The organism is Sphingomonas segetis, assembly GCF_009720245.1.
Classification (GTDB): domain Bacteria; phylum Pseudomonadota; class Alphaproteobacteria; order Sphingomonadales; family Sphingomonadaceae; genus Sphingomicrobium; species Sphingomicrobium segetis.
In genome coordinates this window covers 1-1,284 of record NZ_WJSQ01000288.1, presented here as the reverse complement: position 1 = coordinate 1,284, position 1,284 = coordinate 1, and the positions used below count along the sequence as shown (strand labels likewise).

General features: G+C 69.8%; 2 pseudogenes. Both read left to right on the top strand.

Annotated elements, in window-relative coordinates:
* Positions 1–623: pseudogene (locus GH737_RS14825) on the top strand (hypothetical protein); the annotation flags it as partial.
* A pseudogene (locus tag GH737_RS14820) lies at positions 620–1,284 on the top strand (hypothetical protein); the annotation flags it as partial. The pseudogenes GH737_RS14825 and GH737_RS14820, both read left to right, overlap by 4 nt.

The window sequence follows — 1,284 nt, the reverse complement described above, 5'->3', positions numbered from 1 at the left end:
GCCGCGACGACAAGCCGACCCCTGCCGGGATCTTCTCGGTTCTCCGGAAGACACCGATGCACCATTCGAAGAAGTACGACGACGCGCCGATGCCGTTCGCACAATTCTTCGAGCCACACGGGATCGCAAGCCGCGGCCATTTCCCGGCCACGCTAGGAAGCGCCGTTCGCCAGAAGGCGCGCTGGCTCGGCGGTATCGCTCTTGCCGGCTGGGACCGCCTCGGGTGGAGCGGCGGGATCGGCGAACGCTGGATGCGGATGCGCGACCGCCGCGGGCCGCTTGCGGCGCTGCTGCTGTTCGCCGCTTATGGCGCAGCGCTCCTGTGGTCGCAGATCTGGCTCGCCGAAATGCTCGGGGCCCCCGTCCACGCTCGGCTCGATCCGGCGCTGATGACGCTGCTCACGATCAACGCGTGGCTGCTCGCGTGGCGGGTCCTGATGCGCGCCTGCTTTACCACCAGCGCCTACGGCCTTGGCGAGGGGCTCTTGTCCGTTCCACGGCTGGTCGCCGGCAACCTGATCGCGATCCTCGCCGCCGCCCGCGCGGTCCGCCTCCACATCGGCGGCGGGGCAACGCGCTGGGACAAGACGCGGCACATCTTTCCCGCCGAGCTCCCGCAGTGAGGCCGTCGCTCCGCTTCCTCGCAGTCGCGGTGATCGGCTGGGCGGGGTTTCGCGCGGCGACCCTGGGCGCGCTGCCGGGCGCGGAGATTTTCCGAATCGACCGCGGCGAGGCGAAGCCGCCGCCGATCATGGCCACGCACTTCCCGCCAATTGAGCCGATCGCGCCTTCAAGCGCCGACGCGGCTTCGGCAAACCTGCGCCAAGCCGGCTTTCCTTACCCTCAAATACCCGTGATCCCGGCAGCGCAGCGGACGATCGTTGTCCCTGTCTATTACCCGGTCACTTCCGCGTCTTCCGCGCCGGAGCGGCACGCTTATGCCCTTCCCGAGCCGCGCCGACAGTTGTTCGGCGCAATTCCCGTGCTCGACGAATGGCCGCTGTCGCGAATCGCGGCGACCTCGATGCCGCCGTTGCGCTCGAGCGTCGTTGCGCCGGCGCAGAGCATCCCCGCCGCGCTCAAGCGGAACGGAATCGACCGGGTGCAGCTGACCGCCTGGGCGCTGTTGCGCGCGCAGTCGACGGGGATAGCGGGGACTCAATCGCTCGCCAGCGGCGGCTCGCTCGGCGCCAGCCAGGCGGGCGCGAGGCTGACCTACAATTTCACTCGGCAGGTCGCCGCGACCCTTCGCAGCACTTCGGCCGTCGGACGGCGCGGCGGCGA